24 protein-coding genes are annotated in these 25,133 nt (G+C 69.1%); 12 read left to right on the top strand and 12 right to left on the bottom strand.

Translation table 11 applies throughout. The features are described 5' to 3' along the window. The first annotated feature begins 208 nt into the window (after positions 1-208). Entirely contained in the window at positions 209-1,108 is a 900-nt protein-coding gene (locus tag ACZ3IC_RS12600) for a D-alanyl-D-alanine carboxypeptidase family protein (protein ID WP_467415360.1), read from the top strand. A gap of 71 nt (positions 1,109-1,179) precedes the next feature. On the opposite strand, the gene ACZ3IC_RS12595 is transcribed toward ACZ3IC_RS12600, so the two are convergent. Next, positions 1,180-1,614 (bottom strand): VOC family protein, encoded by a 435-nt coding sequence (locus tag ACZ3IC_RS12595; protein ID WP_467415358.1) that lies wholly within the window; start codon positions 1,612-1,614, stop codon positions 1,180-1,182. A 126-nt stretch (positions 1,615-1,740) separates the two neighbouring features. Further along, positions 1,741-2,328 carry a hypothetical protein gene (locus ACZ3IC_RS12590; RefSeq protein ID WP_467415356.1) on the bottom strand — a complete coding sequence of 196 codons (588 nt, stop codon included), beginning with the start codon at positions 2,326-2,328 and terminating at the stop codon, positions 1,741-1,743. A 214-nt stretch (positions 2,329-2,542) separates the two neighbouring features. Between ACZ3IC_RS12590 and ACZ3IC_RS12585 the strand changes: the two genes are divergently transcribed. Then, on the top strand, positions 2,543-2,935 hold the full coding sequence (locus ACZ3IC_RS12585) for an SgcJ/EcaC family oxidoreductase (protein WP_467415354.1): 393 nt from the start codon (positions 2,543-2,545) through the stop codon (positions 2,933-2,935). Positions 2,936-3,014: 79 nt separating this feature from the next. Here ACZ3IC_RS12585 and ACZ3IC_RS12580 read toward each other — a convergent pair whose 3' ends face one another. Both ACZ3IC_RS12580 and ACZ3IC_RS12575 read right to left on the bottom strand, forming a co-directional pair. Beyond that, on the bottom strand, positions 3,015-3,197 hold the full coding sequence (locus tag ACZ3IC_RS12580) for a DUF397 domain-containing protein (protein WP_467415353.1): 183 nt from the start codon (positions 3,195-3,197) through the stop codon (positions 3,015-3,017). Next, entirely contained in the window at positions 3,194-4,048 is an 855-nt protein-coding gene (locus ACZ3IC_RS12575) for a DUF5753 domain-containing protein (RefSeq protein WP_467415350.1), read from the bottom strand. The genes ACZ3IC_RS12580 and ACZ3IC_RS12575 overlap by 4 nt, the downstream gene beginning before the upstream one ends. A 274-nt stretch (positions 4,049-4,322) precedes the next feature. Between ACZ3IC_RS12575 and ACZ3IC_RS12570 the strand changes: the two genes are divergently transcribed. Next, positions 4,323-4,829: an ATP-binding protein gene (locus ACZ3IC_RS12570; RefSeq protein ID WP_467415348.1), complete on the top strand. Its 507-nt coding sequence runs from the start codon at positions 4,323-4,325 to the stop codon at positions 4,827-4,829. Here ACZ3IC_RS12570 and ACZ3IC_RS12565 read toward each other — a convergent pair. From ACZ3IC_RS12565 to pdhA, 3 genes are read right to left on the bottom strand one after another with little or no spacing between them, the layout of a single operon-like run. Then, entirely contained in the window at positions 4,816-6,213 is a 1,398-nt protein-coding gene (locus ACZ3IC_RS12565; RefSeq protein WP_467415346.1) for a dihydrolipoamide acetyltransferase family protein, read from the bottom strand. The genes ACZ3IC_RS12570 and ACZ3IC_RS12565 overlap by 14 nt on opposite strands. A 10-nt stretch (positions 6,214-6,223) precedes the next feature. Further along, positions 6,224-7,204, bottom strand: a complete 981-nt coding sequence (locus ACZ3IC_RS12560) for an alpha-ketoacid dehydrogenase subunit beta (protein WP_467415343.1) — start codon at positions 7,202-7,204, stop codon at positions 6,224-6,226. Between the two features lie 2 nt (positions 7,205-7,206). After that, complete coding sequence (gene pdhA / locus ACZ3IC_RS12555) at positions 7,207-8,388, bottom strand: pyruvate dehydrogenase (acetyl-transferring) E1 component subunit alpha (protein ID WP_467415341.1); 1,182 nt, start codon at positions 8,386-8,388, stop codon at positions 7,207-7,209. A 340-nt stretch (positions 8,389-8,728) separates the two neighbouring features. Here pdhA and ACZ3IC_RS12550 point away from each other — a divergent pair, with 340 nt between their 5' ends. From ACZ3IC_RS12550 to ACZ3IC_RS12540, 3 genes are all read left to right on the top strand, one after another. Then, positions 8,729-9,388, top strand: a complete 660-nt coding sequence (locus ACZ3IC_RS12550) for a response regulator (RefSeq protein ID WP_467415437.1) — start codon at positions 8,729-8,731, stop codon at positions 9,386-9,388. Positions 9,389-9,615: 227 nt separating this feature from the next. Further along, a complete protein-coding gene (locus tag ACZ3IC_RS12545) occupies positions 9,616-10,044 on the top strand; it encodes a pyridoxamine 5'-phosphate oxidase family protein (RefSeq protein ID WP_467415339.1) in 429 nt (142 codons plus the stop codon). Between the two features lie 126 nt (positions 10,045-10,170). Further along, on the top strand, positions 10,171-11,163 hold the full coding sequence (locus ACZ3IC_RS12540) for a phosphotransferase (protein WP_467415435.1): 993 nt from the start codon (positions 10,171-10,173) through the stop codon (positions 11,161-11,163). A gap of 22 nt (positions 11,164-11,185) precedes the next feature. Here the strand turns inward: ACZ3IC_RS12540 and ACZ3IC_RS12535 are convergent, their stop codons facing one another. Next, positions 11,186-12,784 (bottom strand): protein kinase domain-containing protein, encoded by a 1,599-nt coding sequence (locus ACZ3IC_RS12535; protein ID WP_467415337.1) that lies wholly within the window; start codon positions 12,782-12,784, stop codon positions 11,186-11,188. Positions 12,785-13,078: 294 nt separating this feature from the next. Here ACZ3IC_RS12535 and ACZ3IC_RS12530 point away from each other — a divergent pair, with 294 nt between their 5' ends. Beyond that, positions 13,079-14,731: a protein kinase domain-containing protein gene (locus tag ACZ3IC_RS12530; RefSeq protein ID WP_467415334.1), complete on the top strand. Its 1,653-nt coding sequence runs from the start codon at positions 13,079-13,081 to the stop codon at positions 14,729-14,731. Between the two features lie 43 nt (positions 14,732-14,774). On the opposite strand, the gene ACZ3IC_RS12525 is transcribed toward ACZ3IC_RS12530, so the two are convergent. Continuing rightward, positions 14,775-15,410: a hypothetical protein gene (locus ACZ3IC_RS12525; RefSeq protein ID WP_467415331.1), complete on the bottom strand. Its 636-nt coding sequence runs from the start codon at positions 15,408-15,410 to the stop codon at positions 14,775-14,777. Positions 15,411-15,519: 109 nt separating this feature from the next. On the opposite strand from ACZ3IC_RS12525, the gene ACZ3IC_RS12520 reads away from it, so the two are divergent. The 5 genes from ACZ3IC_RS12520 to ACZ3IC_RS12500 all read left to right on the top strand — a co-directional run bounded on the left by ACZ3IC_RS12520 (position 15,520) and on the right by ACZ3IC_RS12500 (position 20,956). Next, positions 15,520-15,750 (top strand): hypothetical protein, encoded by a 231-nt coding sequence (locus ACZ3IC_RS12520; protein ID WP_467415329.1) that lies wholly within the window; start codon positions 15,520-15,522, stop codon positions 15,748-15,750. 106 nt (positions 15,751-15,856) lie between these two features. Next, complete coding sequence (locus ACZ3IC_RS12515) at positions 15,857-16,483, top strand: PadR family transcriptional regulator (protein WP_467415327.1); 627 nt, start codon at positions 15,857-15,859, stop codon at positions 16,481-16,483. 179 nt (positions 16,484-16,662) lie between these two features. Next, complete coding sequence (locus ACZ3IC_RS12510) at positions 16,663-17,442, top strand: ABC transporter ATP-binding protein (RefSeq protein ID WP_467415324.1); 780 nt, start codon at positions 16,663-16,665, stop codon at positions 17,440-17,442. Beyond that, positions 17,439-20,288, top strand: a complete 2,850-nt coding sequence (locus ACZ3IC_RS12505; protein WP_467415321.1) for an FtsX-like permease family protein — start codon at positions 17,439-17,441, stop codon at positions 20,286-20,288. The genes ACZ3IC_RS12510 and ACZ3IC_RS12505 overlap by 4 nt, the downstream gene beginning before the upstream one ends. A 119-nt stretch (positions 20,289-20,407) precedes the next feature. Next, positions 20,408-20,956, top strand: a complete 549-nt coding sequence (locus ACZ3IC_RS12500; protein ID WP_467415319.1) for a bacterial proteasome activator family protein — start codon at positions 20,408-20,410, stop codon at positions 20,954-20,956. Between the two features lie 187 nt (positions 20,957-21,143). On the opposite strand, the gene ACZ3IC_RS12495 is transcribed toward ACZ3IC_RS12500, so the two are convergent. The 3 genes from ACZ3IC_RS12495 to ACZ3IC_RS12485 form a co-directional block, all read right to left on the bottom strand. After that, complete coding sequence (locus ACZ3IC_RS12495) at positions 21,144-22,145, bottom strand: NAD(P)H-quinone oxidoreductase (protein WP_467415316.1); 1,002 nt, start codon at positions 22,143-22,145, stop codon at positions 21,144-21,146. A gap of 318 nt (positions 22,146-22,463) precedes the next feature. Further along, positions 22,464-23,582, bottom strand: coding sequence for a potassium channel family protein (locus ACZ3IC_RS12490; protein ID WP_467415314.1), 1,119 nt, complete (start codon positions 23,580-23,582; stop codon positions 22,464-22,466). Then, on the bottom strand, positions 23,540-25,012 hold the full coding sequence (locus ACZ3IC_RS12485) for a molybdopterin molybdotransferase MoeA (protein ID WP_467415311.1): 1,473 nt from the start codon (positions 25,010-25,012) through the stop codon (positions 23,540-23,542). Before ACZ3IC_RS12485 ends, ACZ3IC_RS12490 begins: the two co-directional genes overlap by 43 nt. Positions 25,013-25,133: the final 121 nt, after the last annotated feature.

Genomic DNA, 25,133 nt, shown 5'->3' with positions numbered 1-25,133 from the left:
ATACAACATGCGTGCATGAGGGAACCCGTCCGGGATCCGGGCGAGTTCCGGACGAGTTCCGGACGGACGCCGCCGCCCTACGGCCTGAACCGCCCCCAGGCGCGAAATTGCCCCAGGAATCAGCACATCCTTATCCCGGCCTTATGAGTCTCACCACCGAGCGGCACCCTCATGTGGCCGCATTCCAGGGGCATTTGGAGTGTTCAAGTTGAAAATCGGCATTAAGGGTATAAACCGCGTTTCCGCCGCTGCCACCGTGGCCCTCACCGCGGGTGCCGTCATCGCGGGCAGCGTGTTCGCCTCCACGGCACAGGCCGCCACGCCGCCCACCCCCACGATCACCGCCAAGGGCGGTTTCGTGATGAACAACGGAACCGGCAAGACCCTGTACGGCAAGGCCGCGGACACCCGCCGCTCCACCGGCTCCACCACCAAGATCATGACCGCCAAGGTCGTCCTGTCGCAGAAGAACCTCAACCTGGATTCCAAGGTCACGATCCAGAAGGCGTACAGCGACTACATCGTCTCCAAGGGTGCCTCGTCGGCCCGCCTGATCGTGGGCGACAAGGTCACCGTCCGCCAGCTGCTGTACGGCCTGATGCTGCCGTCCGGCTGCGACGCCGCGTACGCGCTGGCCGACAAGTTCGGCTCCGGCACCACCCGTGCGGCCCGTGTGAAGTCGTTCATCGGCAAGATGAACGCCTCCGCCAAGTCCCTCGGCCTGAAGAACACCCACTTCGACTCGTTCGACGGCATAAGCAACGGCTCGAACTACTCGACGCCGCGCGACCTGACGAAGATCGCCAGCAGCGCGATGAAGAACTCCACGTTCCGCGCGATCGTGAAGACGAAGTCGACCAAGCAGAAGGTCACCACGAAGTCCGGCGGCTACCGCTACATGTCGTGGTCCAACACCAACTCGATGCTCAGCAGCTACAACGGTGCGCTCGGGGTGAAGACCGGTTCCGGCCCGACGGCCAAGTACTGCCTGGTCTTCGCCGCGACCCGCAACGGCAAGACGGTCATCGGCACCGTTCTGTCCTCCACGAGCGCGACCACCCGTTCCGCGGACATGAAGAAGATCATGGACTACAGCTTCAAGAAGTAGCCCGGCCCGGCAACGCACGCGCAGAGGGGGCTCGCATCGCGCGGGCCCCCTCTCGTCGTACCGGAGGATGCTCAGTCGAGACAGAACTCGTTGCCCTCGACGTCCTGCATATTGATGCACGACTCGTTGTTCTCGTCGGCATACAGCACCTTCAGGCACACCGCGCCGAGCGCCACCAGCCGATCACGTTCGGCCTCAAGCACGGCCAGTCGCTCCGCACCCACGAGCCCGGTGCCGGCCCGTACGTCGATGTGCACCTTGTTCTTGGCGACCTTGCCCTCAGGAACGCGCTGGAAGTACATGCGCGGGCCCTCGCCCGTGGGGTCGGAGCACGCGAACCACGCACCCCGCTCCTCGGGCGGCAGTGAGTCGTTATAGGCGTCCCAGGAGTCAAACCCCTCCGGCGGCAGAGGTGCGACGTACCCCAGCACCTCGCACCAGAAACGAGCGACACGCTCAGGGTCCGCACAGTCGAAAGTGATCTGGATCTTCCTTACCGATGCCATTCGGCCACCCTAACAGCGGGCCTCCACACACCAGTTCCCCTTTATTGAGCCCGAGATTCCGAGCGCCCTTCTGGACGCTTACGGCACCTCGACGCTCGCCCACCCGGGGCGCCGGCGTCTCCCCGCTCAGCGAAGACCGCGCTTCTCGCGTTCGGCTTCGATCAGCTCCTCCATGAGTTTCTCCGGGTTCACCGTGCACTCGGTGTCATCGAGGGCGTCGTAGTCCTGGGTGCTCAGCGGTAGGCCGAGCTCGGCGAGTTCGGCGGCCAGTTGTGTGAACGCGATTCGCTCGTCCTCGTAGCTTGTCCGCTCGGCGGCGACCCCCTCGGTCAGAGTGAGGCCGACCAGGCCCCAGAAGGAGAACTCGGTGTCCAGCTCCATGAGGTGCCAGGCACGATCCGCGGGCTCGTCGGGGTGCAGCCAGTAGCCGATCCACCCTTTTCCGCCCTTCGCCACGAGTTTGACGTACTTGGCCATCTCCGCGGCTGCGGCGTTGACGGCCTGCATCTCCGGGTCCGCGCTTTCCTTTTCGCTCAGATAGCTGGTGTCCAGGAGCGGGTGGACCTCTCCCGCCTCGAAGAAGTCGAGGTCGAGAAGGTGGGTGAAGTCGGTGCGGCCTTCCCACTGCGCCACCAGCAGCACGCGCAGATCGTCGGGTACCGGACGGCCGTCCAGCCGCTCGCGGGAAAACTCGGCGAGCCGTTCGTCGTGCATGCGCCCTCTCCAGAGGTCGAAGCGAGATCCTCCCGTCAACGTAACAACGGTGTCTGACAGGAGGTTGAGCATGCCGGCGGCTGCCGACCACCCCCCGTGATCCGGACAACACACCCAGGTCGAGAGGGTCCGCCGTACCGCGCTGATGAGGTTCTGGGGCGATCCTGCGGCCGGCCTTGACCTCAAGTCCGCTTGAGATCCCAGAGTGATCTGCATGAACACCGAAACCGCAGACATTAAAGCCATCGAACAGGTCGTCGCCGCTGTCGAGCGCGCTCAGCGTGCCAAGGACGTCGAGGGCTTCCTCGCACTCTTCCACCCCGATGCCCTCTGGACGACCGGCCACGGCAAGGTCCTCATCGGCTTCGACGCGATCGCCGAGTTCACCCGCACCGTGCTGCCCGCGGCCAACTGGGAGGGTGAGATCACCTACGAGGCAGTGCACACGCAATTCCTGCGGCCCGACGTGGCGGCCGTCAAGGTTCGGCAGGTCTACCACTCACCGGAGGGCGAAACGGAAGGCGCTCCGCTCTACGTCATGACGAAGCAGGATGACGGAAGGTGGCTGCTGCACGCCTGCCAGAACACGGCAGTGTGGGTCGAATAGACATCCCGAAGTCACGGACGGCGGCGGCGCGGGGGATATTGCAGGCGACCTCCTCGCCCTCGCCGTCCCACCGCCGCGCCTACGGTTGCCGGCGCAGGCCCGCCGTGAAGCTGTCCCACGCGGCGGGAGCGAGGACGAGAAGCGGGCCGTCGGGCCGCTTGGAGTCGCGGACGGCGACGGTGCGGGGTATGTTGCGCGCGACCTCGACGCACTCGCCGTTCGGCTCGCTGTAACTGGACTTCCTGAAGCGGAACTCGGTCACTCGTTCATCCCCTTGGCAATGCTCTCCATGACCCGCAGCGAGTCGTACGGTGACAGGCTCGTGGCGCAGGTGCGCTCGAACAACTCAGTGTAGGCGGCGCTCTCTTCGGCCCCTTCAACCCAGTTCGTGGACCGCAATCCGTCCATGTGCACCACGTCCAGAGCGCCGGACTCTACGAACGACAGGATGTTGAAGGGCCCTCCACCGCACGAGTGCACCCCCGCCCTGAACGGAAGTACCTGCACGTCGACATTGGGCATCTCGGCCAGTGAGCACAGATGCTCAAGCTGTTGTCGCATGACCTGCGGGCCGCCAATCATCTGTCGCAGTGCCGCCTCCCAGATGACCGCGTGAACTCGTAGCGGGTTGTCGCCATGCAGGCGCCGCTGGCGGCGTACCCGCACGTCGACCAGACGCTCGACCTCGTCGATCCGGTCGGGCGAGACGGCCGCGACCGAGAGGGCCCTCATGTACTCGGGTGTCTGAAACAATCCTGGAATCAGGGCAAGTTGCCACGTACGCAGCCTGAGAGCCACATCCTCCATGGCGATGTACTCACGCAGGCTCCCTTGCGTCAGCGAGGTGGCCCACCAGCCCTTTGCCTTCCGCCGTTCCCGGTCCAGTTTGGCCAGCCGAAGCAGAGCGCCCACCGTGTCCGGACTGTCAACTCCGTACGCCGCGCACAGCGCCACGACGTCGGGGTCCCGGAACGGAACCCAGCCATGCTCCATCTTGGCGATCTTGGCCGCCTGAGCACTGAGTGCCTGCGCGGCCTGCGTCTGGTTCAGTCCGGCGGCTTCCCTGAAGCTCAGCAGCTGACTGCCCAACTGACGTGCAAGGACCGTGGACACACGGTTCCCCATGTCTGCGCGCGACTTCGGCACAGCTCGCCACCTCCTGTTGTCGGAGACAGTCTCCAACCGGCAGGCGGCACCTCACAATCACCCTGATGGGGAAAATTATCTCCGAGATGTTGTGCGACATAGCTCGAATCGCTACGTTCGGCACACAGCCGCTCGCACAGCGGAATCACTTGGCGGAAGTGCACCGCTCTGCCCCTCGCCGAAACCGGCGCCCCGCAGGCGCGGCATCGCCACCGCCCCCCTCACCGAGAGGTACGCGCCCATGACCGCAGCCGAACAGATCTCCGCCCCCGAACCCGTCCTCCGCGAGGACCGGCTCAACTTCACGCCGACCGCCCGCAGCGTCACCTTCTCCCGGCGCCGTACCGCGCGGCTCGTACGGGAGTGGGGGTATCCGGGGCTGGCCGGCGACGCGGCCTTGCTGGTCAGCGAATTGGCGACCAACGCGTTACTGCACGGCGCCATTCGGGGACGGCTCTTTCGCGTGCACCTCACGCTCAGCGCGGCCACGCTGCGTATCGCGGTCAGTGACCCGCGCGGTGAACGGCTGCCCGGTCCGCGCGAGGCCGCGGACGACGAGTGCTACGGGCGGGGGCTCGTCATCGTCCCGCGGATCGCGGACCGCTGGGGCATCGAGCCGCGCACCGTCGGCAAGACCGTGTTCGCCGAACTCGCCCTGTGGCAGGGGCCGGACATGCCGATGGGCCCGCGCGAACTTCGCGCGGGCCCATCTCGTACAGGTACCGAAGTGACTGCTACGCCCAGGTGATCAGGCGCTTCGGCTGTTCCAGGATCGCGGCGACATCCGCCAGGACCTTGGAGCCGAGCTCGCCGTCGACCAGGCGGTGGTCGAACGACAGGGCCAGCGTGGTGACCTGACGGGGCTTCACCTTGCCCTTGTGGACCCACGGCTGGAGCTTGATCGCACCGACCGCGAGGATCGCGGACTCGCCCGGGTTCAGGATCGGCGTGCCCGTGTCGACGCCGAAGACCCCGACGTTGGTGATGGTCACCGTGCCGCCCGCCATCGCGGCGGGGGAGGTCCGGCCCTCTCGGGCCGTGGAGACCAGCTCGCCCAGGGACGCGGCCAGCTGCGGGAGCGTCTGCTCGTGCGCGTCCTTGATGTTCGGGACGATCAGTCCGCGCGGGGTCGCGGCCGCGATGCCCAGGTTGACGTAGTGCTTCTGCACGATCTCCTGGTTCGCCTCGTCCCAGGCGGCGTTTACGCCCGGGTTCCGCTTGATCGCGACCAGGAGGGCCTTGGCGATGATCAGGAGCGGGTTGACCCGCACCCCCGCCATGTCCTTGTCCTCCTTGAGTTCCGCCACCAGCTTCATCGTGCGCGTCACGTCGACGGTGACGAACTCGGTGACATGCGGGGCCGTGAAGGCGCTGCCGACCATCGCCTGGGCGATGGCCTTCCGTACGCCCTTGACCGGGATGCGGGTCTCCCGCGCGCCCACGACGGCCTCGGCCGGCGCCTCGGGAACCGGAACGGCCTCCGCCACGACCGAGGCCTGAACCTGCACCGGTACAGGCGTGGCCGCCGCGTGCACGTCCTCGCGGGTGATGATCCCGCCCTCGCCGGTCGGGACGACCGTCGCCAGGTCGATGCCCAGGTCCTTGGCCAGCTTGCGCACCGGCGGCTTGGCGAGCGGCCGGCTCTCCTGAACGGCCACGGTGCCGTGGCCGTTCAGCTCGGCCTGCACGGCGGCCGCTGCCTGGCCGGCGCCATGGCCCTTGCGGGCGCGCCGCTTGGTCGAGCTCTCGGCGACGCCGTACCCGACCAGGACCGGCTGACGACCCTTGGGGGCCTCCGGCTCCGGTTCGGCCTCGGCAACCGGCTCGGGGGCTGCGGCAGGGGCCGCGTCACCGCTGCCCGGCGCCACGTCCACCGCGATGATCACCTGGCCGACGTCGACGGTCGTGCCCTCGGGGAAGCGCAGCTCGTGCACCACCCCGTCGAACGGGATCGGCAGCTCCACGGCCGCCTTCGCCGTCTCGACCTCGCACACGACCTGGCCGTCGGTGACGGTGTCGCCGGGCTGGACGTACCACTTGAGGATCTCGGCCTCGGTCAGTCCCTCGCCCACGTCGGGCATCTTGAACTCACGGAAGCGAGCAGCGTTGGAAGTGTCGGTCATCGTTGTCACGTCCCAGTCCTCAGTACGCCAGCGAGCGGTCGACGGCGTCGAGCACACGGTCGAGACCCGGCAGGTACTCGTCCTCAAGACGCGCCGGCGGGTACGGGGCGTGATAGCCGCCGACCCGCAGCACCGGTGCCTCCAGGTGGTAGAAGCAGCGCTCGGTGATCCGGGCGGCGATCTCGGCCCCGGAGCCGTAGAACACCGGCGCCTCGTGGACCACGACGAGCCGGCCGGTCTTCTCGACCGAGGTCTGGATGGCGTCGAAGTCGATCGGGGACATCGAGCGCAGGTCCAGGACCTCGATCGACTTGCCCTCCTCCTGGGCGGCCGCGGCCGCTTCCAGGCAGACCTTCACCATCGGGCCGTACGCGACGAGCGTGAGGTCGGTGCCGGTGCGGGCCACCGAGGCCTTGTGCAGCGGACCGGGGATGGAGTCGGTCTCGACCTCGCCCTTGTCCCAGTAGCGGCGCTTCGGCTCGAAGAAGATGACCGGGTCGTCGCTCTGGACGGCCTGCTGCATCATCCAGTAGGCGTCGCTCGCGTTCGACGGCGAGACCACCTTGAGGCCCGCGACGTGCGCGAACAGGGCCTCGGGGGACTCGCTGTGGTGCTCGACGGCACCGATGCCGCCGCCGTACGGGATACGGACGACGACCGGCAGCTTGATCTTGCCCAGCGCCCGGGCGTGCATCTTCGCGAGCTGCGTGACGATCTGGTCGTACGCGGGGAAGACGAAGCCGTCGAACTGGATCTCCACGACCGGCCGGTAGCCGCGCAGGGCCAGGCCGATCGCCGTTCCGACGATGCCGGACTCGGCGAGCGGGGTGTCGATCACCCGGTCCTCGCCGAAGTCCTTCTGGAGTCCGTCCGTGATCCGGAAGACCCCGCCCAGCTTGCCGACGTCCTCACCCATGATGAGGACCTTGGGGTCGGTTTCGAGGGCCTTGCGCAGCGACTCGTTGAGAGCCTTCGCAATGGACATCTTTTCCATGGCCATGGCTACTTGCTCTCCTCGGCGGTGTCTGCGAACGATGCCTGGTAGGCGGCGAACTGGGCGCGCTCCTCGTCGACGAGCGGGTTCCCGTCGGCGTATGTGTGGTCGAAGATCGCCATCCGGTCCGGATCGGGCATCGCCCGTACCGCTTCACGCACCCGCTTGCCGAGAGCTTCGCTCTCCTCCTCCAGCGCGGTGAAGAACGCCTCGTCGGCGGCGCCCTCCTTCTCCAGGTACGTACGAAGCCGCAGGATGGGGTCCTTGGCCTCCCACGAGGCCCGCTCCTCGTCCGCCCGGTACTTCGTCGGGTCGTCGGAGGTGGTGTGCGCGCCCATGCGGTAGGTGAACGCCTCGACGAGCGTGGGACCCTCCCCCCGACGAGCCCGCTCCAGCGCCGACTTGGTGACTGCCAGACAGGCGAGTACGTCGTTGCCGTCGACCCGGACACCGGGGAAGCCGAAGCCCTGTGCGCGCTGGTAGAGCGGGACGCGGGTCTGCCTCTCGGTCGGCTCGGAGATCGCCCACTGGTTGTTCTGGCAGAAGAAGACGACCGGGGCGTTGTAGACCGCGGAGAAGGTGAAGGACTCGGCGACATCCCCCTGGCTGGAGGCTCCGTCGCCGAAGTACGCGATCACGGCCGAGTCCGCGCCGTCCTTGGCGACGCCCATGGCGTAGCCGGTGGCGTGCAGGGTCTGCGAGCCGATGACGATCGTGTACAGGTGGAAGTTGTTGCTGTTCGGGTCCCAGCCGCCGTGGTTCACACCACGGAACATCCCGAGCAGATTGGTCGGGTCGACCCCCCGGCACCAGGCGACGCCGTGCTCGCGGTACGTCGGGAAGACGTAGTCGTCGTCGCGCAGGGCCCGGCCGGAGCCGATCTGGGCGGCCTCCTGGCCGAGCAGCGAGGCCCACAGGCCCAGTTCCCCCTGGCGCTGCAGGGCGGTGGCCTCGGCGTCGAAGCGGCGGGTCAGGACCATGTCCCGGTACAGACCGCGCAGCTCTTCGGCGGTCAGGTCGATCTGGTAGTCCGGATGCTCCACGCGTTCGCCCTCGGGCGTCAGCAGCTGTACAAGCTCGGGCTCGGAACTCTGTGGCGTCCTGGCGGACGTCTTAGCGGGCGTTTTCACGGCGCTGGTCCGCTTGCTGCTGCGTCGCGGCTTGCGCGCGGCAGTGCTCTCCACGGTCACGTGCGTGCTCCTCCGTCGGTCCGGCCCCCGGGGTCTGCCGGGAAGCCAGTGCGGCTCGCCTGTGTCCGTACCCGTGCACGGGGTGGGTGCCGCTCGGTCCGGAAACAGGCGTGACAGGTGCCCCGGCGAGCACCCTGCCAAAAGCACGTTACCCAGTACGCCGCATAACTACGAAACCCTTCCTGACCTGCGATTTTGCTTGGATTTCCAAGTAAATCGAAAAAGTCGGGAGCTCTCGCTGGTCACAGCACTGGGAACAGCCTTGCAGGCCGCCGGAACAACGGCACGTTATCCCGCCGTTCGGCGGCAGGGAAGAGGCGAGTGTGTGAGACTGCGTTTTGTGCGCGAACAAGGAAAAATCACCGTTTTTCTGCTGGATGATCATGAAGTCGTCCGGCGTGGAGTCCATGAGTTGCTCTCGGTCGAGGACGACATCGAGGTCGTCGGCGAGGCCGGCACGGCGGCGGACGCACTGGTCCGCATCCCCGCGACCCGGCCCGATGTGGCGGTGCTCGATGTGCGACTGCCGGACGGGAGCGGGGTGGAGGTTTGCCGGGAGATCCGTTCCCAGGACGAGAACATCAAGTGCCTGATGCTGACCTCGTACGCCGATGACGAGGCACTCTTCGACGCGATCATGGCGGGCGCGTCGGGCTATGTACTGAAGGCGATCCGCGGCAACGAGCTGCTGAACGCGGTACGGGACGTGGCGGCCGGGAAGTCGCTGCTGGACCCGGTCGCGACCGCCCGGGTGCTGGAGCGGTTGCGCGACGGCAAGAAGGGCCGGGACGATGACAAATTGGCCGGTCTCACCGATCAGGAGCGCAAGATCCTCGAGCTGATCGGGGAGGGGCTGACGAACCGGGTGATCGGCGAGCGGCTGCACCTCGCCGAGAAAACGATCAAGAATTATGTCTCCAGCCTGCTCTCCAAGCTGGGCATGGAGCGGCGCTCGCAGGCCGCCGCGTACGTGGCCAGGCTGCAGGCGGAGAAGGGCTGAACGCCGCGCTACGGAAGGGCCGGGACGGGCTGAACGCCGCCCTACGGAAGGGCCGGGACGGGCTGAACGCCGCCCTACGGAAGGGCCGGGACGGGCTGAGCACCGCCCTACGGAAGGGCCGGACGGGCTGAGCACCGCGTCCTCGATGATCTTCGGGACTTTGGTCCCGGGCCGCCTGGGGCCGCAGCCTCTTTTTACGGCCTGCCCGGTGGCAGAGAGTGGAGGACATGCCCCCTGAGGAACTCCACGCGATCGAACTGCTCGGCCGCGTCCCGTACGGCCGCCTGGCGACGAGCATGCGAGCCCTCCCGATACTGGCGGTGGCCCGCCACATCGTGGTCGACGGCCGTGTCGTCCTGCGGATGCACGGCGGCCTCGGCTATCACGAGGCCTGCAACGGCACGGTCGTGGCGTACGGGGCGGACAACTTCAACGCCGCACCCTCGGGGGACGACGGCGAGCTGTGGTCCGTACAGTTCACCGGCCCCGCCGTAATCGTGCACCCGACCCCCGAACAGCGGGAGCGATTCGGCGCCGCCCCCGCCCAGGTGAACGGGGAGCCCTTCGCCCCGGCCTACCTCGGGGTCGACCCGCACTTTGTCTCCGTGCACACTCTGGACTTCCACGCAAGTCAACTGATCCGCAACGCTGCGTGATCTAACATCTGGTGAGTGCCGCGCTCATCTGTAACGCTTCCGTCTGCTCCGTCGGCCGGCGAGGTGCTGCGTTCATCCGTGCCCCGTTCAGCCGTGCCCCGGCCGCCCGTTCCTCCGGTGGACGAGGTGCTGCGCCGCTACCCGGATGCCGGTGAGCCCCTCACCTGCAAGCCCGTCACCCAGGGCCTGCTCAACCACGGCTACCGCGTCTCCACCACCCGCGGCCGCTACTTCCTCAAGCACCACCTCGACGACTCCACCGGCGACCGCGCCACGATCGTCCGCCAGCACCGCGCCACCCAGCGGCTGCAGTCACTCGGCGTCCCCGTCGCCCCACCCGTAAAGGACACCGAGGGCGACACGGTCACGGAGATCGGCGGCCGGTGCTACGCCCTGCACCCCTGGGTCGACGGGCTGCACCGGGCCGGTGCCCAGCTCACCGCCGCCCAGTCGCAGCGGCTCGGAGCGCTGCTCGGAGCCGTACACACCGGGCTGGAACAGGTCATGGAGGCGGGTGCGGGGCTCGCGCACCGCTCCGGCGGGTACCGGAGCCCCGACCCCGTCGACACCTTCGCGCTGATCGACGACCTGCTTGCGGCCGCACGCGGGCGCCGCCCCCGGGACTCCTTCGACGAGCTGGCCGAGCACCGCCTCCTGGAACGGCGCACCCTGCTGGAACAGCACGCCGACCGCAGGCCGCCCACACCCGACGTCCCGGCCACCGGCTGGGTGCACGGCGACTTCCACCCGCTGAACGTCCTGTACCGGGGCACGGACCCGGTCGCGATCCTCGACTGGGACCGGCTCGCAGTCCAGCCGCGCGCGGAGGAGGCGGTACGGGCCGCGGCAATCTTCTTCGTACAGCCGGCCGGGAAGCTGGAGCTGGAGAAGGTACGGGCGTACGCGGGGGCCTACCGGAGGGCGGCCGGCGCGGGGGCGGCGGAACTGGCCGCGGCGGTGCACCGGGTGTGGTGGGAGCGGCTCAACGACTTCTGGATACTGCGCTGGCGGTACTGCCTGCACGACCGAAGGGCCGACCCGCAGTTCCCTGCGGTGTCGGCCCTGGCGGTCTGGTGGACGCGCGAGTACGAGGCGGTGTGCGAGGCGTTCACGGGGTGAGGCCCCTGTGAACGCCTCGGCGTCACTGGGCGGCGCCTGCGAGGGTGCCTGTCGTACCGGCCTCGCCACCCGTGCTGCCGTCGCCACCACCAACACCACCCGTGCTGCCGTCGCCGCCCGTGCTGCCGTCGCCACCGCCGCCCGTGCTGCCGTCGCCACCCGTGCTGCCGTCGCCACCGCCACCACCCGTGCTGCCGTCGCCACCGCCACCACCCGTGCTCGGTGCGGACGGTTGGGTCGACGGAGGCTCGGCGGACTGGCTCGGGGGGGCCGACGGGGAGTACGACTGCTGCGGCGGCCAGTCCTGCTGGTTGCCCGTGGAGTTCTCCGGCTGCTGGATCTCCTCGCTCTGCTCGTCGCTCGGCGAGGGCGAACTCTCCGGCTCGGACGGCGAGCTGGAGGTCTTCGTGGGCTTCTTCTCGTGCTGTTTACTGGTGTCGCTCGCCGCGTTGACGGCGATGGCGACACCGGCCCCGATCGCGATCAGCGCGAGCACGACGAACAGCCACAGCTTGCCGCGGCCGCCTCCGCCGTGGTGTCCGCCTTCGTAGCCACCGTCGTCCGGGTTCATCGGCGGCAGGATCGGACCCTGTGAGGTGTCGCCGTGCTGCGGGTGGCTCATCGCCATCGTGCCCCCGGCGATACCCATGGCCGGGGTGTGTCCGCCGTCATGCATCGCGACCGGGCCGGTGTTCCACGCACCCGTGTGGCCGCCCTGCACCTGAAGCATCTGCAGGCCGTACTGGACGAGGCCGCGCATCTCCTCGGCGCTCTGGAACCGGTCGTCCGGGTCCTTCGCGAGCGAGCGCATGACCAGTCCGTCCAGCTCCGGTGGCACCGCGTCCAGGACCTCGGACGGCGGGACCGGAATGTCCTGTACATGCTGATACACCACGGAGAGCGGCGTCTCACCCGTGAACGGGGGGCGCAGCGCCAGGAGTTCATACAGCAGGCAGCCGGTGGCGTAGAGGTCGGAGCGGTGGTCGACGGCCTTGCCCAGCGCCTGCTCGGGGGAGAGGTACTGCGGCGTACCCATGACCATGCCGGTCTGGGTCATCGTCGACTGCGCGCCGTGCAGCGCACGGGCGATGCCGAAGTCCATCACCTTGACCGCACCGGAGTGGGTGATGATCACGTTGGCGGGCTTGATGTCGCGGTGCACGATGCCGTGCTGGTGCGAGTACGCGAGAGCTTCCAGCACCCCCGAGACGATGATCAGCGCCTGCTCGGGCGGCGGGGCCTCCGCATTGAGCAGCAGATCGCGGATGGTGCGGCCCTCGACGAGCTCCATCACGATGTAGGGGACGGTCTGGCCGCCCACGACATCCTCGCCCGAGTCGTACACGGCGACGATCGCATGGTGATTGAGGCCCGCGACCGACTGAGCCTCGCGCGTGAACCGGGCCTTGGAGACCGGATCCTCGGCGAGATCGGAACGCAGGAGCTTCACCGCGACCGTACGTCCCAGTCTGACGTCCTCGGCCGCGAAGACCTCTGCCATGCCGCCCCGGCCGAGCCGGTGGGTCATTCGGTAACGTCCGTCACCGACGACGCCGCCGATGCCCCAGGAGTCGGTGCCATCCGATACTCCGCCGCCGTTTGCTTCGGAATCGGGTGCCATCAGTCCTCGCCGTCGTATCTGTCCGCGCGTCCGCGGGTTCTCACGGTGTCTAGCTGCATTGCCACGTCACGCTACAGCCTCCGCCGGACACACCGTTTCCCAGAGGGACGGGTCATCCAACCGGCCGGCGTGCCGCCCGCGCAAATTCCATGCGTTTCCTGTAACGCTTCCGGGACGCTTCTTGTGCGTAGGGTCACGGAACGGGCACCTGGCTTGACGTGTCGTACCCCTCGGGCAGACTTGGCGCGTAATAGGGATCATCGCGTCATTCGCGCGCCGAGGGGGAAGCAAGTCATGAGCCAGGACGGCGCACACGGCGCTCGGGGGCGCTATGCGGGCGGTTCGGTCGCCGGTGGCCGGTACCAGCTTCGCGACCTGCTCGGCGAGGGCGGGATGGCGTCCGTATATCTGGCGTACGACTCCGCACTGGACCGCCAGGTCGCGATCAAGACGCTGCACACGGAACTGGGCCGCGAGCAGTCCTTCCGTGAGCGCTTCCGGCGCGAGGCACAGGCCGTCGCCAAACTGCAGCACACCAACATCGTCTCGGTATTCGACACCGGTGAGGACGAGCTCGGCGGCGCGCTGATGCCGTACATCGTCATGGAGTACGTGGAGGGGCAGCCGCTCGGCTCCGTACTCCAGGCGGACATCCGGAGCTACGGTGCGATGCCGGCCGACCGGGCACTCAAGGTGACGGCGGATGTACTGGCCGCACTGGACACCAGCCACGAGATGGGCCTGGTCCACCGCGACATCAAGCCCGGCAACGTGATGGTGACCAAGCGCGGTGTCGTGAAGGTCATGGACTTCGGCATCGCCCGCGCCATGCAGTCGGGCGTCACATCGATGACGCAGACCGGCATGGTCGTCGGCACCCCGCAGTACCTCTCCCCCGAGCAGGCCCTGGGCCGCGGGGTGGACGCGCGCTCCGACCTGTACTCGGTCGGCATCATGCTGTTCCAGCTGCTGACCGGGCGTATACCGTTCGACGCGGACTCGCCGCTGGCGATCGCCTACGCACATGTCCAGGAGGAGCCGGTCGCGCCCTCCAGCATCAACCGGGCGATCACCCCGGCGATGGACGCGCTCGTCGCCCGCGCGCTGAAGAAGAACCCGAACGAGCGCTTCCCGAGCGCCGCGGCGATGCAGGACGAGATCGCGCGTGTACTGAACGCGAGCGGGCAGACAGGGGCCCCGGTGATCGTCGCGGGCGGCGGTACACCGCCGAACAGCGGTTCGGGCGTCGGCTCGGCGGTCTTCCCGCCGGTCGGCCAGTCCACCCCGGCGCCGCAGAACGTCCAGACGCCGTACCAGCCGAGCCCGTACCAGTCGGGCGCCCAGTCGGGGCCGTACGGCCCGCCGACCCCGGCGCCCGCTCCGGCTCCTTCGTACGGCTATCCGCAGTCGGCTCCGGCGTACCAGAGCCAGGCGCCGATGTCCCCGATGCAGCAGCAGACCGCGCCGCCCTACACGATCGCGCCGCAGACGCACTCCGGCTCCGGCGGGGGCGACTCCAGGCGGAACATGCCGGTGATCGTCGGCTCGATCGTGGTCGCGCTGATCGCGGTCGGCGGGCTGATCACGGTGCTCTCGCTTAAGGGCGACCCGGATTCGGGCGGCGGAACCTCCGCGAGCGAATCGCCGGCCGCGAGCGAGCACAAGGATCCGGAGCGGAACCGGACGATGGACACCGAGGACTGCACGGACGCCCTTGAGGCCTCGGACGACCCGGAGAAGGTGGACGCACCGAAGTTCTTGTACAAGGACTATCTCTCCGCGAAGGCCTGCGCGGATGCGGCGGGCTGGACCGTCAAGAAGGTCAAGGTCCCAGGGAACACATACGCGGAGGATCAGGTCATCGACCAGTTCCCGTCGGCTGGCACCGCCGTGGACGAGACCGGCGCCCACTTCGAACTGCGCGTCGCGACGGGCGACCCGGCCTGAGCGGAGGCATACGTGTCGGCCAGAGCGGGCGCGTGCGTGTCGGTCAGAGCACACGCGGAGACGCGGAAGTGACGGCCCCGTACTCCGGTATTTGTGGGGCGGCTTCGCGGACCGGGTCTACGTGATGGAGCTTCATCGAGGCGTCGCATACCCGAGATGCCGGACATATCGTCATATGTGACGCTGACCGCATGGCTCCAGGACTTCTCCCTTCATGGTCCACGAGGCGCGTGGTCTGCCTCATATTGACGGCGGGGGCGGCACTGGGGGGCGCGACGGGCGAGGCCTGCGCGGACCGGCGTTCCCCCGGCGGGACACCGGGGGCGGCCAGCGCCCCGGCGACGCCGCCCGCGACCACGTCGGCCCGAGCTTCCGCCCCGCCTTCCACCGCCCCCGGTGCCGAACCGTCAGGTAAGGGTTCCGCCACTCCTTCGGACGAACCCTCGGCCACACCGACGACCGCTCCCCCGGGCGGCGGACCGGCCGCCCCCGCACCCCCGGCATCCCCTGTGTCCTCCTCCCCGGCTTCCGGCTCCCCCTCAGCCTCGCCCTCGCCCTCGCCCTCGCCCTCGCCCTCGCCCTCGACCTCGACCTCGCCCTCGGCCTCCCCCACCCCCTCCGCCGCCACCTCCTCCGCTTCCATCCCCTCCGCCGCCGCCTCCTCCGCTTCCACCTCCACGAATGAGGGGTCGCGGCGCCCCGAGGCACAGTCCCCGCTCGCCGGGCGCGAGGCCGGGGAGGGGCGGCTGCGGCCCGGGCGGCAGTTCTCGCCGTGGGAGATCGCACCCGTGAACAGCTCGCTCGACGAGCCCGACTCGCGGCCCGCAGCGACCGACCCGGGGCCGATGCCCGCCGTGACACCGGCGGCGAGCGCCTCCCCCGAGACCGGCCGGATCGCTCCGCAGGCCCTGGACGGGCCGTCCGTGGAGCGGGTGCAGCGGGTCTCGCTGGGTGCGGGAATCACGCTGATAGGACTGGGGCTGGGCTTCCTGGCGTTCCGCATGCGCCGCCCGGACTGAGCCGTATGCGCCGCCCGGACCGAGCCGGACCCACTGACCTCCCACCAGCGTCCACACGCCCGGACAGGGCTTGCTTTGAGCAGCATACTCGGTATACATACTCAGTATGTCGATCCGTCACGGGCTGCTGGCCCTGCTGGAGCGGGGGCCCAGATACGGCTCCCAACTCCGTACCGAATTCGAGTCGCGCACCGGCTCCACCTGGCCGCTCAACGTCGGTCAGGTGTACACGACGCTGAGCCGGCTGGAGCGCGACGGCCTGGTCGTCCAGGACGACGAGGACGACCAAGGACACGCCCTCTACACGATCACCGACGACGGCCGAACCGAGCTGCGGAACTGGTTCGAGACGCCCGTCGACCGCAGCAGTCCGCCCCGCGACGAGTTGGCCATCAAGCTCGCCATGGCGGTCGGCGCGCCCGGTGTCGACATCCGGGCCGTCATTCAGTCCCAGCGCCACCACACCGTGAAGGCGATGCAGGACTACACCCGCCTCAAGGCACAGGCCCTCGCGGATGTCCCGGCCAACCGCGACGAGGTCGCCTGGCTGCTCGTGCTCGAACAGCTGATCTTCCAGGCGGAGGCCGAGGCCCGCTGGCTGGACCACTGCGAGTCCCGGCTGGTCCGCCTCGCCGAGGCCGCCGCCACGGAGCCGGAGCCCGAGGTACGTACAACCGGCCGCGCCCCGGCCCGCACTCCTGCCCATGCCGCCCGCCCACGCACCCGGCGCTGACCGCACAGACCCGCCTCATAGTCGGCACCGGCCTCGGACCTCATAGCCGGCACCGGCCTCGGACCACCCGAGTACGCACCCGGCGCCGACCGCAGACCACCGCTTCGGTGTCCGGCGCCGGACCCACAGACCCGTTCCGAGTCGGGCCCACAAACCGTTCCAGGGGGGAACCACCCACCATGTCCTCGCGCGCCCCGTCCCGATCCGCGTCCTCGTCCGGCTCGCCGCTGCCGGTCGATACGCCGGTGCTCGAACTCCGAGCACTCACCCGCACCCACGGCACCGGCATCGCCGAGGTGCAGGCCCTGCGCGGCATCGACCTCTCCGTGCACGCCGGTGAACTCGTCGCCGTTATGGGCCCCTCCGGCTCCGGCAAGTCCACCCTGCTGACCATCGCGGGCGGTCTCGATACCGCGACCAGCGGCCAGGTCATCATCGAGGGCCAGGACATCGCCGGCCTCGGCCGCAAGGGTGTCGCCGCCCTGCGCCGCCGCAGCGTCGGCTATGTCTTCCAGGACTACAACCTGATCCCGGCGCTCACCGCCGCCGAGAACATCGCCCTGCCACGCGAGCTCGACGGGGTCTCCGTGCGCAAGGCCCGCAAAGAGGCGCGGGCGGCGCTGGAGGAGATGAGGCTCCTGGAGATCGCCGACCGCTTCCCGGACGAGATGTCCGGCGGCCAGCAGCAGCGCGTCGCGATCGCCCGCGCGCTGGTGGGGGACCGGCGCCTCGTGCTCGCCGACGAACCGACCGGGGCCCTCGACTCCGAGACCGGTGAGGCCGTGCTCGCGCTACTGCGCAAGCGCTGTGACCAGGGTGCGGCCGGCGTCATGGTGACGCACGAGCCGCGGTACGCCGCCTGGGCGGACCGGGTCGTGTTCCTCCGGGACGGTTCGCTCGTCGACCAGACGCTCACCGCCGACGCCGACTCGCTGCTGGCCGCCGAGGGAGCCAAGTGAGCGTCTTCACGGGCTGGCGCGCCGCCCTCCGGATAGCCAGGCGCGACGCGATGCGTGCCAAGGGCCGCAGCGCACTGGTGGTCGCGATGATCGCGGTGCCGGTACTCGGCGTCACGGCCCTCGACGTGACGTACCGCAGCGTCACACCGACCACCGCCGAGCAACTGACGGCCGATATGGGCTCCGCCGACGCGCTCTTCAGCAACCAGCGGATCGGCCCCATCGAGCAGATGCCCGACGGGGCCATGTACCAGCCGGTCGACGAGAGCGCGCCGTGGGACGGCACCGGCCCCTCGATCGACGTCAGGACCACATTCCCCAAGGGCTCACGGGCGATCAGCATTCAGTCCGTCCCGGCGAGCATCACCACCGGGTACGGCATCACCAACACCGACATCTACGAGTTCCGCACGTCGGACAAGCTGGCCCGCGGCAGGATCGACCTGGTGCGCGGTGCCTACCCGCACGGCAGGGGCGAAATGGCCGCCACCGAGCCGTTCCTGAAGTCGACCGGACTGCACGTCGGTTCGACCACCACCGTGCGCAACTCCGGTCAGAAGTACAGGATCACCGGTGTGGTCGAGCTGCCGAACAACCTGAAGGCCAAGGCGCTGTACGCCGACCCGGGAGCGGTCATCGCCCCGTGGAAGGCCAGGGCCGACCATGACAAGAAGGTGCTGCCGCCGAACCCCGGCTCCAAGGACTGGCTGGTCAAAGGCCCCGAAGGGGTGGGGGTGACCTGGCCGCACATCATGGAGGCCAATAAGTCGGGCATCCTCGTCAAGTCCCGTCAGGTCGTCCTCGACCCGCCGCCGGACTCCGAGGTCCCGCTGACCAAGAAGAACCCCGACACGTACTCGGACAGTTCCGGGGAGCTGAGTGCGGCCCTCGTCACCGTGATCGCCATGGCGGTCCTGGAGATCGTGCTGCTCGCCGGACCGGCCTTCGCGGTCGGTGCGCGCCGCTCCCGCCGCCAGCTCGGCCTTCTCGGCACCTGCGGCGGGGACCGGCACCATGTCCGGGCCGTGGTGCTCGGCGGCGGTCTCGTGCTCGGCGGCACCGGAGCCGTGGCCGGTGTGGTGGCCGGACTCGGGCTCACTGCGGCGTTCCGCCCCGTGATCGAGGAGTGGTCCGGACAACGTTTCGGTTCCCTCTCCCTGAAGCCGACAGAGCTGCTGGTCATCGCCGTGATCGGCCTGGTCACCGGTCTCCTGGCGGCGTTCGCCCCGGCGATCGTGGCGAGCCGGCAGTCCGTACTGGAGTCGCTCACCGGCCGCCGCGGCGTCCGCCGCTCCTCCCGGGTGCTGCCTGTCGTGGGCGTCTGCGTACTGGTCATCGGTTGCGCCGTCGCCGTCTATGGCGGCACCAGCGGGGACAGAGCGCTGGTCGCCGGCGGATCGGTCGTCGCCGAGCTCGGACTGCTCGCCTGCATCCCGGTGATCGTCGGCTTCCTCGGACGGCTCGGCCGCGGGCTGCCCCTCTCGCCGCGGATGGCACTGCGCGACGCTGCCCGCAACCGCGGCCGTACCGCTCCCGCGGTCGCCGCGGTGATGGCGGCCGTCGCGGGTTCGGTGGCCATCGCCACGTACATGGCCAGTGTCCTGGCCGAGGCCGACTACAACCACACCCCCCTACTCACGAAGGGGACCGTCGCCTTCAGGTCCGACGAAGCCAAGGCAGTCGAGCGACTCCCGCTGGCCCGGGCCGCCGTCGAGCGGAACATGGCCGTCACCGGCGGGCACGCCGACTACGGACGGGTCTGGGCAGGAAGCGACTGCAGCGTCTACTCCTCGGAGGAGAACGGCTGCGGCACCCTGGAGATGATCAAGCCCACCGGCAAGGGCCACAGCTGCCCACTCAAGGGCAAGGGCGCCAAGGAACTTGCCGCGCGGCTCTCCTCCGACGAGCACAAGAAGCTGACGCTTTCCCCCGCCTGCCTGGACGAGTACATGAACTTCACCTCCTTCGGCACCGATGTCAACAAGATCATCGTGGCGGACGCGGCCATGCTCACCACGTACGTGAAGCTCGACGACCCGGCAGCAAGCAAGGCGCTGGCCGCGGGCACACCGGTGCTGCTCAACCCGGCGTACGCGAAGAACGGTGAAGTCACCCTCAAGGCCTTCCACAAGTACAACGACCGCGACAAGAAGAACCGGAAGCTCCACCCGGGCAACGCACGGACCACCACGGACCGGCTGAAGGTGTACGTGGCCCCCGCGAAGTACGCGGCCACCCCCGGAATCCGCATGATCCTTCCGCAGAGGACCGTGGAGCGGCTCGGCCTGCACACCAAGCCGTCCGGCAGCGTGTACGCCGTCTCCCACCCGCCGACGGACGCCGAGGAGCAGCGGGTCTCCAGCGCGATCGAGCAAGCCGGCGGCGGCATCATCTGGGTCCAGCCCGATCTCGGCCCCGGCACGCGCGACGACAGCATCCTGCTGATCCTGACCCTGTTCGCCGGAGTGGTGACCCTGGGCGCGGCGGCGATCACGACCGGTCTCGCCAAGGCCGACGCGGAGGCCGACCTCAACACGCTCAGCGCGGTGGGCGCACCCCCGCGGGTGCGGCGTTCGCTGTCCGGCTTTCAGTGCGTGGTGGTGGCGCTCACGGGTGTGGTGCTGGGCACACTGGCGGGTCTGGTGCCTGCGGTGGCGCTGCGGCTCCTCGACCTTCGCGAAGCGTTGCAGCGGATGCGGCTCGAGCCCATGCAGTCGGCGTACACGCCGATCATGCTGCCCTGGGCGACCATCGGACTGCTCGTCGTGTGCATTCCGCTGCTGGCCGGGGTGCTCGCGGCGGCGTTCACACGGTCGCGCCTCGCACTGGCACGGCGGGCCGGATGATGACACGAATGGTGCGGTCAGTGGCCTGACCGGCTGATGTGGTGCCCTCGAAAACGGTGGATCAACCGTTCGCGGGGGCACCACCGTGTTGTACGGCAGGTGTGCGAGACAATGGCGCCATGGAGATGCCGAGGAATGAACGGTCGCAGGAGCACCCCCACGTCCTCGTAGTGGGGCAGGACGGCATGGCGATCGGCGGCGGTGGCACTGACGACGAGTCGCGTGAGGTCCCGGTGACGGAGATGGTCGAACAGCCCGCGAAGGTCATGCGCATCGGCAGCATGATCAAGCAGCTCCTGGAGGAGGTCAGGGCGGCTCCTCTCGACGAGGCGAGCCGGGTCAGGCTCAAGGAGATCCACGCGAGCTCCGTGAAGGAGCTGGAGGACGGCCTCGCACCGGAGCTGGTGGAGGAGCTGGAGCGGCTCTCCCTGCCGTTCACCGAGGAGTCGGTGCCCTCCGAGGCGGAACTCCGGATTGCCCAGGCCCAGTTGGTGGGCTGGCTGGAGGGCCTCTTCCACGGCATCCAGACGGCACTGTTCGCCCAGCAGATGGCGGCGAGGGCCCAACTGGAGCAGATGCGCCGCGCCCTTCCGCCGGGGAGCGGGCACGAGGACGAGGACGGCAGCGGGGACCAGCACGGGGCCATCCGGTCCGGCCCGTATCTCTAGTCCGTACGCCTCGATCGGTACCTACACACCTTGATCGGTACGTACGCCTCTCCGGTCCATACACCTCTCTAGCCCGTACGCCTCGCTCACATAGCAACACCAAGGCCCGGCGCACATGGTCAATGACCTGTGTGCCGGGCCCCGTTGTGTGTGCTCGGTGGCGGGGCGGGTGTCAGCCCCACAGGTGTCAGCCCGCGAGTACCAGCCCCGCAGGTGTCAGCAGAAGCACCTTTCCGATGTGCACGCTGGACTCCAGCACCCGGTGGGCCTCGGCGGCGTCGGGCATCGGCAGCGTGCGGTCCACGATCGGCCCGACGACACCGTCGGCGATCAGCGGCCAGACATGCTCCCGTACGGCGGCGACGATGGCAGCCTTCTCGGCGAGCGGGCGACCGCGCAGCGAGGTCGCGGTGACGGCAGCCCGCTTGTTCAGCAGCGTGTTCAGATTCAGCTCGCCCTTGACGCCGCCCTGGAGGCCGATGATGGCCAGCCGACCGTTGACGGCGAGTGCCTTCACGTTCCGATCCAGGTACTTCGCGCCGACGATGTCGAGGATCACATCCGCACCGGCCCCGTCCGTCGCCTTGCGTAGCTCCTCGACGAAGTCCTGCTCCCGGTAGTCGATCAGGATGTCGGCTCCGAGCTCCGCGCAGCGCGCCAGCTTCTCCGGTCCTCCCGCGGTCACCGCGACCCGTGCGCCCACGGCCTTGGCCAGCTGGATCGCCATCGTGCCGATGCCGCTGGACCCTCCGTGCACCAACAGCGTCTCGCCGGGACGAAGATGGGCGACCATGAAAACGTTCGACCAGACCGTGGCCGTCACTTCGGGCAGCGCCGCGGCCTGAGTCAGGTCGACCCCGCTCGGCACGGGCAGCAGCTGCCCGGCGGGTACGGCGACTTTCTCCGCGTAACCGCCGCCGACGAGCAGCGCACACACCTCGTCGCCGACCGACCAGCCGGTGACACCGGGCCCGATCGCCGAGATACGGCCCGCGCACTCCAGGCCCGGGTACGGCGACGCGCCGGGCGGCGGGTTGTAGAACCCCTGTCGTTGCAGCACGTCGGCACGATTGACCGCGCTGGACACGACATCGACGAGGACCTCACCCTCGCCGACTACCGGATCGGGCACCTCGGTCCATACGAGCGCCTCGGGGCCACCGGGTTCGGGGATCGTGATCGCATACATGGCGGCGAGGCTACTCCGTGCCGCGGGCCGGGCGACGCCGTGACGCCCGGAGGCAGCTCCACGACGCGCCGGACCGCGCGGCACCAGGGGTGGCGGGTCGGCAAGGCCGTGGGCGGCAGGCCGCACAAGGCCATGACGACAGGCCACGCCCGTGGAGGCCGGTCGCACCCGCGGGGCAGGTCACGCCCACAGAGGCGGGTCACGCCGAAACGGTGTCCGCTGGACCCGCGGCGCAATGCCCGCTACGAGAACGGCTCGATGCCCGGCCACTAGCGCGGCACGATGCCCGGCTACGGGCGCTGCGCGCCTGTAGCCGGGTCACTCTGAGGCACTCTGTGGCAGTTCGTTCGAGGCACGCACGATGGTGATCACACGGTCCGTCAACTGCAGCGGACTGGCCGCCGGATCGTCGTATCCGATCAACCGATGCCCTCGCAACACGCTGACCACAAGATCGTCGGTCTCCCGGACGCTCTTGCCCACCTCGGCCTTTATCACCGGCCGTTCGACGAGATCGAGACCGCTGCCCTGCTGGATCAGGTCCTCCATCACCGTGCCCGCGCTGGGACTGAGGACGGAAAGGCCGAGCAGCCGGCCCGCCGCGCTGGCGCTGGTGATCACGACATCGGCTCCGGACTGCCGGAGCAGCGGGGCGTTCTCCTCCTCGCGCACCGCAGCGACGATCTTCGCGCCGCGATTGAGCTGCCGCGCTGTCAACGCCACCAGCACCGCCGTGTCGTCGCGCTGGGTGGCGATGATGACCTGACGCGCCTTCTGGAGCTCAGCCCGCAAGAGCACCTCGCTGCGGGTCGCATCGCCGACCACGCCCACGAACCCTTCGGCGTTGGCAATCTCGATCACCTTGGTCGCCGGGTCGACGATGACGATCTGCTCCTTCTTCAAGCCGGTCGCGCGCAGGGTCTGGATGGCCGATCGGCCTTTCGTGCCGAAGCCGACGACAACGGTATGGTCACGCAAGTTGGTTCTCCAACGCTTCAGCCGAAAATCCTCCCGGGTCCGTTCCGTAAGGACCTCGAGAGTGGTGCCGACCAGAATGATCAGGAAGAGCACCCGCAGCGGTGTCACGAGCAGCACATTGGTGAGCCGGGCGCTGTCTCCGTACGGGGTGATGTCGCCGTAGCCGGTGGTGGAGAGGGTGACCGTCGCGTAGTACACCGCATCCAGCAGGTCGACTTGACCATCGGCGGCGTCGTGATATCCGTCACGGTCTATCCAGACGATCAGCACGGTGACGGCAAGCACCATCAGCGCCATCATCAGCCGCTTGGCGACCTGTCGTGCCGGTCCGTGCGTGACCCTGCGCGGGAGCTGCACCCGCGTGGTCGCGACATGCTCGTCGGCGCGCCTGGCCATCGCATCGTGGCCGGGAAGTTTCACGTGAAACACCCTTCCGTCCACGGCGTCGCCGAGGCCCACGGTAGATCGAGGATCTGCACCTCGGTGCCGGACCGTACCCCGTTCGGTGGTACGACGGCCAGCCCGTCCGCCGTGGCAATTCCTCGGAGCATCGCCGGACCGTTGTAATGCAGCGGTACGACGTGCTCAGCACTTCTGCCGGTTCCCGCGCTGCCGGAATCGCCCGCGCTGCCGCCGGTGCTGCCCGCGCGGTGGACGACGGGCACCAGACGTGTGTCGTGCGGGTGCCCGTGCACCTCCTCGCGCACGACAACCTGGTACGGCGCCTCCGGCGCGCGGCCGGCCATCCCGCGGAGCAGCGGTTCGGCGAGCGTGAGGAGCCCGGAGACTGCGGCCAGGGGATTGCCGGGCAGTCCGACGAGATACGGGCCCTCACCTGAGCCCTCTGCCTTGAGCCGGGCCAGCAGCATCGGATGGCCGGGGCGGACGGCGACGCCGTCGACCAGCAACTCGGCCCCGATCTCGGCAAGGACCGGGTGGACGTGGTCGACAGGGCCCGAGGCCGTACCACCGGTGGTGATGACCAGATCGGCGTCGGATGTGGTGAGGGCACGCCGGAGGGCCGCCGCGTCGTCACCGAGGCGCTGCGGGGCGGAGACCTCGGCACCCAGCGCGCGCAGCCAGGGGCCGATCATCGGGCCGAGCGCGTCACGGATCAGCCCGTCGTGCGGCAGACCACTGGTCAGCAGTTCGTCACCGAGGACGAGGACGTCGACCCGTGGACGGGGGGCAGCGACCAACTCGTCGTACCCTGCAGCGGCGGCCAGACCGAGGACGGCGGGCGTCACCAGGGTTCCGGCGGGCAGGAGTTGATCCCCGGAACGGCATTCCTGGCCACGGGGCCTGATGTCCTGTCCGGGGAACACCTGGTGCTTCGCGTGAAGCAGCCCTTTGGCCTCGTCCACGTGAGCGTGTTCGCTGCGGATCACGGCGTTGGCGTCCGCCGGGATACGGGCGCCGGTGGCGATCCGTACGGCATCGCCGTCGGGGAGCGTGGCGGGGGTGCTGTGCCCGGCGAGGATACCCAGATCCTGGCCTGGGCGAGAGCCTGCGCCTGCGCGAGAGCCTGGGCTTGAGTCTGGGCCCGCGTCCCCGGAACCCTTCTCGCCTTCGGCTCCTTCGGTCTCGCGGATGGTCCACGGTCCAGGTCCGGTGACGACCCAGCCGTCCATCGCGGAGGTGTCGAAGGACGGCAGGTCGGTGAGCGCGACGAGCGGCCCGGCGAGTACGTGTCCGAGTGCCTCCTCGAGGAGGAGTAGGCGGGCGCGGGCGGGAACGTCACGGCCCGACCGTGCGGCGAGGGCACGCGCATCCTGCCAGGAGGGCGCCCGCCTGTGCCGATCCCACCCGCGGGGCCGGTCGACGCCCTGGTTCGGAGGCAAGGACGGGGACGCGGACGCGCACTCCTCCGTGGGGTGGGGCTGATCCATTGAGTTCGACTGCCCCGGAGAACGGGATTGATGTGGGGAGCACGGCCGTTCCGAGGACCAGGAGTCCGCCGAGTGAGGTCGATGTGCGGGGGGCTCGCCCGACGACTGCCGCCCGACCAGA

The organism is Streptomyces sp. NPDC002958, assembly GCF_055563255.1.
This window is presented reverse-complemented; position numbering and strand designations above follow the sequence as displayed.

Coding starts and splice junctions, on each gene's coding strand:
- ACZ3IC_RS12595 (WP_467415358.1), bottom strand. CDS start 1,614: ATGGCATCGGTAAGGAAGATCCAGATCACTTTCGACTGTGCGGACCCT.
- ACZ3IC_RS12590 (WP_467415356.1), bottom strand. CDS start 2,328: ATGCACGACGAACGGCTCGCCGAGTTTTCCCGCGAGCGGCTGGACGGC.
- ACZ3IC_RS12585 (WP_467415354.1), top strand. CDS start 2,543: ATGAACACCGAAACCGCAGACATTAAAGCCATCGAACAGGTCGTCGCC.
- ACZ3IC_RS12570 (WP_467415348.1), top strand. CDS start 4,323: ATGACCGCAGCCGAACAGATCTCCGCCCCCGAACCCGTCCTCCGCGAG.
- ACZ3IC_RS12560 (WP_467415343.1), bottom strand. CDS start 7,204: ATGGCCATGGAAAAGATGTCCATTGCGAAGGCTCTCAACGAGTCGCTG.
- ACZ3IC_RS12545 (WP_467415339.1), top strand. CDS start 9,616: ATGCCCCCTGAGGAACTCCACGCGATCGAACTGCTCGGCCGCGTCCCG.
- ACZ3IC_RS12535 (WP_467415337.1), bottom strand. CDS start 12,784: ATGGCACCCGATTCCGAAGCAAACGGCGGCGGAGTATCGGATGGCACC.
- ACZ3IC_RS12530 (WP_467415334.1), top strand. CDS start 13,079: ATGAGCCAGGACGGCGCACACGGCGCTCGGGGGCGCTATGCGGGCGGT.
- ACZ3IC_RS12515 (WP_467415327.1), top strand. CDS start 15,857: ATGTCGATCCGTCACGGGCTGCTGGCCCTGCTGGAGCGGGGGCCCAGA.
- ACZ3IC_RS12510 (WP_467415324.1), top strand. CDS start 16,663: ATGTCCTCGCGCGCCCCGTCCCGATCCGCGTCCTCGTCCGGCTCGCCG.
- ACZ3IC_RS12500 (WP_467415319.1), top strand. CDS start 20,408: ATGGAGATGCCGAGGAATGAACGGTCGCAGGAGCACCCCCACGTCCTC.
- ACZ3IC_RS12495 (WP_467415316.1), bottom strand. CDS start 22,145: ATGTATGCGATCACGATCCCCGAACCCGGTGGCCCCGAGGCGCTCGTA.
- ACZ3IC_RS12485 (WP_467415311.1), bottom strand. CDS start 25,012: ATGGATCAGCCCCACCCCACGGAGGAGTGCGCGTCCGCGTCCCCGTCC.